Origin of the sequence: Acidithiobacillus sp. (assembly GCF_027322205.1) — a bacterium.
GTDB lineage: Bacteria > Pseudomonadota > Gammaproteobacteria > Acidithiobacillales > Acidithiobacillaceae > Acidithiobacillus.
In genome coordinates, this window is sequence record NZ_DAHVHY010000082.1 from 1 (window position 1) to 8,305 (window position 8,305).

General features: G+C 55.5%; 8 protein-coding genes and 1 pseudogene. 4 read left to right on the forward strand and 5 right to left on the reverse strand.

The genetic code is table 11. The features are described from left to right. Nucleotides 1–185: 185 nt before the first annotated feature. Nucleotides 186–503, reverse strand: a complete 318-nt coding sequence (locus tag M7F93_RS12065; RefSeq protein ID WP_463670972.1) for a hypothetical protein — start codon at nucleotides 501–503, stop codon at nucleotides 186–188. 305 nt (nucleotides 504–808) lie between these two features. Here M7F93_RS12065 and M7F93_RS10320 point away from each other — a divergent pair, with 305 nt between their 5' ends. Genes M7F93_RS10320 through M7F93_RS10335 form a run of 4 tightly spaced genes read left to right on the forward strand, consistent with a single transcriptional unit; the run spans nucleotide 809 to nucleotide 3,943 of the window. Then, complete coding sequence (locus M7F93_RS10320) at nucleotides 809–1,054, forward strand: DUF2934 domain-containing protein (protein WP_298172975.1); 246 nt, start codon at nucleotides 809–811, stop codon at nucleotides 1,052–1,054. Between the two features lie 28 nt (nucleotides 1,055–1,082). After that, on the forward strand, nucleotides 1,083–1,562 hold the full coding sequence (locus tag M7F93_RS10325) for a phosphate-starvation-inducible PsiE family protein (RefSeq protein ID WP_298172978.1): 480 nt from the start codon (nucleotides 1,083–1,085) through the stop codon (nucleotides 1,560–1,562). Beyond that, nucleotides 1,559–2,695 carry a glycosyltransferase family 4 protein gene (locus M7F93_RS10330; protein WP_298172981.1) on the forward strand — a complete coding sequence of 379 codons (1,137 nt, stop codon included), beginning with the start codon at nucleotides 1,559–1,561 and terminating at the stop codon, nucleotides 2,693–2,695. The genes M7F93_RS10325 and M7F93_RS10330 overlap by 4 nt, the downstream gene beginning before the upstream one ends. A 33-nt stretch (nucleotides 2,696–2,728) precedes the next feature. Beyond that, nucleotides 2,729–3,943, forward strand: a complete 1,215-nt coding sequence (locus M7F93_RS10335; RefSeq protein WP_298172984.1) for a glycosyltransferase — start codon at nucleotides 2,729–2,731, stop codon at nucleotides 3,941–3,943. On the opposite strand, the gene M7F93_RS10340 is transcribed toward M7F93_RS10335, so the two are convergent. The 4 genes and pseudogenes from M7F93_RS10340 to M7F93_RS10355 all read right to left on the reverse strand — a co-directional run bounded on the left by M7F93_RS10340 (nucleotide 3,859) and on the right by M7F93_RS10355 (nucleotide 8,280). Next, a complete protein-coding gene (locus M7F93_RS10340) occupies nucleotides 3,859–4,689 on the reverse strand; it encodes a UDP-2,3-diacylglucosamine diphosphatase (RefSeq protein WP_298172988.1) in 831 nt (276 codons plus the stop codon). The genes M7F93_RS10335 and M7F93_RS10340 overlap by 85 nt on opposite strands. A 158-nt stretch (nucleotides 4,690–4,847) precedes the next feature. Beyond that, complete coding sequence (locus tag M7F93_RS10345; RefSeq protein WP_298172992.1) at nucleotides 4,848–5,087, reverse strand: hypothetical protein; 240 nt, start codon at nucleotides 5,085–5,087, stop codon at nucleotides 4,848–4,850. 276 nt (nucleotides 5,088–5,363) lie between these two features. Next, nucleotides 5,364–5,561, reverse strand: a pseudogene (locus M7F93_RS10350) (energy transducer TonB family protein); the annotation flags it as partial. A gap of 379 nt (nucleotides 5,562–5,940) precedes the next feature. Beyond that, a complete protein-coding gene (locus M7F93_RS10355) occupies nucleotides 5,941–8,280 on the reverse strand; it encodes a TonB-dependent receptor (protein ID WP_463670973.1) in 2,340 nt (779 codons plus the stop codon). Nucleotides 8,281–8,305: the final 25 nt, after the last annotated feature.

Consider the following 8,305-nt stretch of genomic DNA (forward strand, 5'->3'; position numbering starts at 1 on the left):
GAGCAGGGGACTCATAATCCCTTGGTCCACGGTTCGAGTCCGTGCGGGCCCACCATATTAATCAGTATGTTAAAAACATGCTCTTGACAAATTATTTTTGTAAAATGCCCAAGGCTGTTACTCACCATCCAATAACGGCGGTGTTGTGATAGAGACTTTCGCCGCCGATTGGATTTCCATAATCATCAACGCCAGTGCCCAGGATGCCAGAACCAATGCGTTCCACGATGCCGCCAGTGTCCATGTACCCATATAACACCGGGTCGAGGGGGATGCGCCCAGCGACCCGGTCGCCACACCCAACGGTTATGCCACACCCAATCTCCACCGATCCAAACCATGCCGACGGTTGGTGGTGGGGGTGTAGCCAGGGCCAATGATGGTGGCGGCGGCCCTGGGACCGCCAGCACAGGCGATCCCATATAACCCGGTGCCACTACACAGCCGGCCAAGATTAGGCCAGGCATAAGCACAAGGAGTCGCCATCTGCTATAAAAACTCATAATTTCAGCACTCCAGCCTTTGCAACACCACCGATCTACTCAGGGATGCAACTTTGAACGTTTGTTATTATAGTGCATTGGATATCTAGTTTTTACCTGCGATGCAACATGAAATTTGTTACAAAGTGTGAATGTATAGCAATTAAAACACATCTAACGATGATGTAATGGACACTTCCGCTTACCAGGAGGAAGCCGATGGACGCGCGGTGCGAAGATGGGTTCATCAAACTGTCACAATCGTTTTGTATGATTCCCGGTGACACTTTGGTGTCGCCCATTCCACTGATATTCAGGAGAGTGCCATGACCTCTATACATGAACCAACGGATACCCATGAACAAGTCCCGTTCAGTCCCGTCCCGCTCCCCGAAACGCCTGCTTCCGTAGCAGCACCGATGGTGAGTGACCCCGAGTTGCGGCATCGCCGGATCGCCGAGGCCGCCTATTTTCTGGCAGAACATAAAGGATTTCTGGCCGACCAGGCGGAAGCCTGTTGGTTTGCCGCCGAACAGGACATAGATCGGGAAGGGCTTACCGCAGAGCAGTAGGGCGGTAACGCTCAACCACAGCCAGCCCATGGGAAAGAAACCTTTCTCGCAGTGGCTTAGGGGGCATACCTTGCGCTGGTATGGGCAGGTACTGGATTTGGTCGTCATTGTGTTGCTCCTGATCATGCTGCTCACCCTGCTGGGCGCCGTTGTGGGTCTCGTGGACGATTTTGTGTCGGCGATCACCACCCTGAACTCGACGGCGACCCCTTTCCCCTCCCATGAACTCGCCAAACGTCTGGGCCGGGAGCTCGTGATCAATGTCCTGTCGGTCTTTATCCTGATCGAGTTGTTTCGCACCTTTACCGACTATCTGGAATTTCACCGGATCCGCCTGCAGGTGCTGGCGGATGTCGGAATCACCTTTTTGCTGCGCGAAGTCTTCATCGGTTTGTATAGCCACCGCATGGGCTGGCGGGAACTCCTCAGTATGGCGGTTCTGCTGGCGGTCCTGGTAGGTACGCGGATCGCGGCTATCCGGTTCCCGCCCGGGACCGGTGGCACATGACGGAAACGGTGATGCGGATCACCCTGGTCACGGAGACCTACCCACCCGAGATCAATGGGGTGGCCATCACCCTGGGGCGCGCTGTCGATGACCTGCGAGCCCGAGGCCACGACATCACCCTCATCCGTCCACGACAGGTGGAGGAATCCCCGAGCCCGGGTCTCATGTCCGCACTGCCCCTCTTTTTCTACCGCCAGGTGCGCCTCGGGTGCGCCACCCCTACCACCCTTCAGCGCTGGCTGCAGGGTTGGGGCAGCGAGATCGTCCATGTCGCCACGGAAGGTCCTTTGGGACTCGCCGCACTCATCGCCGCGCGGCGTTTGCACATTCCTGCGGTAACCAGCTTCCATACTAATTTTGATCAGTATGCCGCCCATTACGGGCTACCCCTGCTGGGTCGCGGGGCAAGAACTTATCTGCGCGCCTTTCACAATGCGGGCAAACTCACACTGGTTCCCAGCCAGCACACCTTGGATCGCCTGCAGGCGCAAGGATTTCAGCAATTGCGCCGTTGGGGCAGGGGCGTGGATACCGTGCGTTTTCATCCCCAATGGCGGGACGATACGTTGCGGGAAAGCTTGGGCCTGGGGCCGGAGGGCCGACTCCTGCTATACGTGGGGCGACTGGCTCCCGAAAAGAATCTCACCCCGCTCATCACCGCCTTTCGCGCGCTGCGCAGGAGCTGTCTCACGACGGTACTCGTGCTGGTGGGCGACGGTCCCTTGCGTCCAGGGTTCAGCCGCCTCTCCCATGAAGGCATTCTCTGTGTCGGCATGCAGCAGGGCATGGATCTGGCGCGCTGGTATGCCAGTGCCGATCTGTTCTGCTTCCCCTCCTGCAGCGAAACCTTCGGGAATGTGGTGCTCGAGGCCGAAGCCAGCGGCCTGCCGATCCTCGCCTACGATTGCCCCGGGGTGAACGAACAGGTGGATGACACTGTTCATGGATTGCTCCTGCCTCCGGGCAGTGACTGGACCGCCATGTTGCAACTCCTCTGTGAGGATTCCGGTCTCCGTTATAAGTTCGGTGCGGCCGGTCGTCTGCGGGCCGAATCCCAGAGTTGGGCGCACAGTTTCGACGTGCTCGAAACCGCCTATCGCGAACAACTAGGACCCAAACTTTCTCCGCCGTGATGACGCTTGAATCACTTCCGCAAGGACGCACCGATGCGCATACTGATGCTCTCCGATACCTATTTCCCCCGCATCAGCGGCGTCGCCACCTCGATTCGCAGCTTTCGTAGTGGGCTGCAGGAACTCGGACACACGGTGGATCTGCTGGTGCCTGATTATGGATCTTCCATGCCGAGCGATGATTCCGGCATCATGCGTGTGCCGGCCTGGAAAACGGGTTTTTATCCCGAAGAGAGATTGATGTGGCCCTGGGCGCTCCTGCGCATGACGCGTGCGCTGGCCTCCCATCGCTATGACCTGCTGCATATCCAAACCCCCTTTGCCGCCCATTACATGGGCATCCATCTCGCCCGTAGGCTGGGGATACCGGTCCTGAGTTCTTACCACACCTATTTTGAGGCCTACATCGGTCACTATCATGAGGGCATACCCAAAATCCTGCGACGGACCTTGGCCCGGATTCCCTCACGTCAGCAGTGCCAGGCGGTGGACGGCGTGATCGTGCCCTCCATGGTCATGGCGATTGTGCTCTGGGGCTACGGCGTCAATACTCCGGTCCGGGTTATTCCTACCGGCATTGATCTGACCACGCAGACGGCGGGGGACCGGTCCGCTTTTCGCGGTCGCCACGGCATCGCGGCAGACCAGTTGGTGCTGCTTTATGTCGGGCGGATCGCCCCCGAAAAGAACATCGCCATGCTGGTGGAGGTGGTCGGATACCTGCGCGCGATTTTTCCGGACATCCTCTTGCTGCTGGCCGGCGACGGCCCTTTCCGGGAATCCTTGGAACAGCAGGTCGTCGAAAAGGACCTGACGGCGCACGTCCGCTTTCTCGGCTATCTGGATCACGACACCGCCTTACGAGATGCCTATGCCGCCGCCGATCTCCTGGTGTTCGCCTCGGAAACCGAGACGCAGGGCATGGTATTGCTCGAAGCCCTGGCGGCGGGACTACCCCTTGTTGCTATTGCGGCCATGGGTGCGGCGGACTTTGTGACCAGTGGTCGTGGCACCCGATCCGCACCGGCCCAAGCGTCTGCTTTCGCCGCAGTCTGTGCCGGCATTTTGTCCGACGACATGTTGCGCGCGCGGATGGTGCAGGAAGCCAGACAACTGGCCACCCAATGGGCCGAACCGGCCATGGCTGAACGTCTGCAGGCTTTTTACGCTGTTGCCGTCGCGGGCGGCAGGTCTGCTTCGGATCCCTCGGGCAACACTTCCGTCCCCCATCGCACCAGTCCCAGATGACCGTCCAGATACTCAATGAGTGCCGTGCAGCTTTCCACCCAATCCCCATCGTTGTAGTACATGACACCCTCCATCGCCTTGATTTCAGCATGGTGGATATGTCCGCAGACCACCCCATCGTAACCCTCTCTGCTGCAGGTCAGCGCCAGGACCTGTTCGTAATCACCGATGTACTGTACGGCTTTTTTGATGTGGCGTTTGAGGGCGGCACTGAGGGACCAGCGACTGTGCCAGCCAAAGAGGCGGTTCAGCCGCTGATGCTGACGGTTGATGAAGAGCAAGAGTGTATAGCCTTGGTCACCGAGGTGGGTGAGCCACTGCGCATAGCGCATGGTGACATCGAACTGATCGCCATGCGTCACCCACAGCCGTCGGCCATCGGCGGTCACATGCAGACACTGATCGACAAGCTGGATACCCCCCAGAAACAGACCATCCTGATCCAGCGGAATCAACTTGGACAAAATCGCCAGGACCGGATCGTGATTGCCCTGCACATAGGTGACCTGCACCCCGGCGCGCGCCTGCCGGAGGATCTTCTGGACCACCGTGTTGTGCGCGGTGGGCCAGTACCAGCGCCTTTTGAGTTGCCAGAGATCGATAATGTCGCCGATCAGATATAGGTGTTGGGCTTGGTAATTGCGAAGGAATTCCAGCAGGGCATCGGCCTGACAACCACGAGTGCCTAGGTGAATATCGGAAATGAAAATACTTCGGCAAAGCCGTTCACTAGTGATTTCAGACACGATTATTCATCCTGAATGCCGGATACATAGTTCAACGCCATGACGATACTCCCTCCGGGGTACGCTCTGATCGATTGTTAAACAGCGTGCAAAAGTATCCAGGGTTGCGGTGAAAACCTGCCTCTGTGATGCCAAGCCATGCCCACCAATTTTCATGATCAACACTGCTGGTTTAGGTGGGCCTCCAGCGCATCGATGATGTCCTGCAACTGGTCGATAGAATCCTCCAGGCGGCCCCTCAGCCCTTCTGCATCTGTGGCTGTCTCCGATTCCTGTAATAAAAAAAGCAGCAGCGGTTCATTGCTGTGGTCTTTGACTTCTTCCAGGCTTTTCAGTGCCACGAAACCACCTCCTTCATAGTGCTGCATCACTAGGTTTTGTAATGCGTTGAATTCCATATCCGATCTCCCGTGCAGGGCCACGTCGCCCTGCCGACAGGATACCACTGCCATGTGACAGTTTTGTGAACCCCTATGGCCTGTTTACGCAGAAATAGGCGTATTGTGGTGTAAAGAAAAGCCCGCACAATGCGGGCTCAATGAGGAGGATAAGAAAGAATCGCATATTGCAATTCCGAAGCCATGATAACATGGCTCTGTGACGTTACTGTGAACCTGGCATGACGTTTTTATGACGTTAGGATGGCTGCCGCGTTCTTGGCCATAACATAATAATTAACCGCTATGCGCGGAAAGATGCACCGACACATCGAACGTCATGGGATGTTTGGGCATCTTCTTGGTAAAGGGTGGGGAGCTGGTGTCTTCCACGATTTTCAGGGCGGTGCGGTTGATGGCGCCAATACCGCTGCTCTGGGCAACCTGCGCAGAAAGCAGATGATCTGACGGCGTCAGGTGAAAGGAAATCGTGGTGGTGCCATCAGCAGCGCCCGTCCGAAGTGATCCTTCTTGAACTTCGGGAACTGAACCGGGGAGGAGAGGGTGGCTGCATTCATACGTTCACAATGTCCTTGCATAGGCTGGGTCGTGGCACGGAATATTCGGTGATTTTCGCGGTTGCACGGTTCAATGGAGTTTTCCTTCATTGGCCTCATAGCTGGCGATGGTTGCCCCATGGACTTGGGCATAGTGATGTAAGTTGGCCATAAAACGGTCGTAGCTCTTGTGGCGATCCACTCCTGCTTCAACTGCTCGGGACCTCTGACCTTGAGCAGGGAGGTGGGGTAATCGTCAGGTACAGGAAGCACAGCTAGGCATGAAAATCATACCTAGCCGTAATGGCGCGCGGTGTCTACGCAAAATGCCCTTCAAGACTGACATAAACTGCCCGGGGCATACCCGGATCCGCCAACATCTGGCCGGCCACGCCATAATAACCACCGCTGGAGATGTATTGATAACTGTTGTATTGCTTGTTGAGCAGGTTCAATACATCCACATTTACTGACAGTTTGTGCAAGGCAGCAAACAGATACTGGTGGCCAATATTCACTCTCAAGGCCGCGTTCCAAATGCCAAAAGCGGGCAACTTCTGGTTGGTTGGCGCTCCGGTATTGTTGTTGTAGATATTCTGGGCGCCGGTGTATTGCCACCAGATTCGTGGCTCATAAACCACTCCGGCATGGTACCACTGGTAATAAGCGCCAATGTTCGCCGTCTGGGCAGGGACATCGGATACCGGCAGCCCATCATAGGAAACCCCATGCGGATTCACATAATTCGAATATACGGCCTTTTCAAAGCTGAGATTCGAGAAAACATGTATATTATATAATGGGTCATCTTCGAAGTACAGGTTCACCCCGCTAAAGGTCGACGATCCCGAGGCAAACAAACTATACAGATGGCTTACCACGGGAATGGGGATGATCTCGTTGGTGTCATTCAGGTGATAATAGTTGGCGCCGAACGAAGCCCGGTTGAGAAGGCCATCATGGGGTACGTACGCTTTGACGCCGAACTGATATTGCGACGACGATTGGGGCCTGAGCGAGGAGGCCAGATCATGCGCATAGGTCCCGGTCGCCCCGGCTGGCGCTTTGTATGCGGTGGAATAGTTGGCATAAACCGCGACGTTCGGGGTGATTTGCCAATTGGCGCCGATCGATGGTTCCACATCCGTGAAGTTGGTGGAGGAATTAGGTTGACGATCCCCGCTGGTACCATATGAATTAACGCCATTGTTATACCCATTGAGGGGGAACTGGGCCGCTTCATTGTTGACAAAGTTGGTGTTGAACGTCACCACCCGCAACCCTGGGGTGATGCGCACATTCCTGACCGGTTGTATGTCATCCTGAATAAAAGCCGCCAAGTCGGTCATATACATGTAGGAGCTATGAGAGTCCCCATTGGGTACTGCAAGACTGCCATTTACCGGTGCCCCAATTATAGGGTTGTACTGTGCCTGTGTAGGATTAGAATTGTAAAATTCGAGGAGCGAGTTGTATTTGTTGTTGAGAAAATAGCCCCCAAAAGAAACGGTGTTCCACGGTAGGCGATCAGTAAAGTACAGCTTGTCGCCATAGGTATCCGACTTTGCCAGATAGTATTGGTTCAAGGCAACATTACTATACCCACCAGTATAGTAGTTATAGTGCAGGTGCTCGCGCGAACCATGACGGTACCATAACAGATTGTGCAGGGTTAGGTCGCGTGACAAGTGGTCATAAAATTTCGAGTACAGAATATAGCTGGTATTGAACGCCTCCTTCCAGTATTCGGAATAAGGCAAAGTGGTATAAAACCCCGTGGTCTGCTGACTGTAAATGGGTCCAGGGATTGGGTTACCATTGGCGTCTGTCCCGTTAACCGTGACATTGGAATTGGGGGAAACAGGGATACCCAATGGTCGATAGGCAACCCCTCTGGCGGCGTACGCACCAAAACTGAAATGACCACCATGGAATCTTTTAATGACTTTCGCATAATAGGCGTAATTATTGCTGGGATTATTAAAACCATACCCGTTCAGGTAGTTGCCGGCACTCGTCATGCCTCCCGCGAGAATGGCCGACCAGCCATCAATGTTGCCGGTGCGTACATTAAAGTGGACGCCACGCGTATTGAAGCTGCCATAGAACCCTCCGATACTGGCGCCCGCTTTGGCGGTGGGTTGCAAGGGAAGAAAGTTGATGGATCCCCCGATATTGTTGAACCAGCGGTTTACCGGATACCCAGGGCCATACGTGACGGCAATGCCCTTGATCATGGACATCTGTGGCACCTCTGGGGAGCCCCACACACCATAGGCTGGGTCGACCATGGGAACGCCATCAAAGGTGACCATGACCGTGCCGTCGTTGGCATTGCCAGCGATATTGCTCCATCCGGTCTTCATGCCGTTAATACTGATCGTCGTTCTAGAGCCTCCGGCCGGCGAGTCGGTTTGCGTGTTCACGCCAGGAGCGACCGCCAGTGCCTGACCAGCACCTCCTGCCGGTCCGGCGGTCTCCATTTGTTTCTTACCGATCACTTTGACGGATTGGGTGGACTCGAAGACTTCCTTTTTGGTGGGTACTTTATCCAGGGTATTCAATGCCAGTCCGGCAGACACTCGCCCCACATTGATGGTGCGATGAGTGGGAGCAGAAGTGGTTGGCGCGGTGACCCCGGCTTGGGCGATAGACATTACTGTGAAATTCAGTGCGCCCGTG

Excerpts from the sequence above, each read along its gene's own strand:
- M7F93_RS12065 (WP_463670972.1), bottom strand. The coding sequence starts at position 503 with ATGAGTTTTTATAGCAGATGGCGACTCCTTGTGCTTATGCCTGGCCTA.
- M7F93_RS10320 (WP_298172975.1), top strand. The coding sequence starts at position 809 with ATGACCTCTATACATGAACCAACGGATACCCATGAACAAGTCCCGTTC.
- M7F93_RS10325 (WP_298172978.1), top strand. The coding sequence starts at position 1,083 with ATGGGAAAGAAACCTTTCTCGCAGTGGCTTAGGGGGCATACCTTGCGC.
- M7F93_RS10330 (WP_298172981.1), top strand. The coding sequence starts at position 1,559 with ATGACGGAAACGGTGATGCGGATCACCCTGGTCACGGAGACCTACCCA.
- M7F93_RS10335 (WP_298172984.1), top strand. The coding sequence starts at position 2,729 with ATGCGCATACTGATGCTCTCCGATACCTATTTCCCCCGCATCAGCGGC.
- M7F93_RS10345 (WP_298172992.1), bottom strand. The coding sequence starts at position 5,087 with ATGGAATTCAACGCATTACAAAACCTAGTGATGCAGCACTATGAAGGA.
- M7F93_RS10355 (WP_463670973.1), bottom strand. The coding sequence starts at position 8,280 with ATGTCTATCGCCCAAGCCGGGGTCACCGCGCCAACCACTTCTGCTCCC.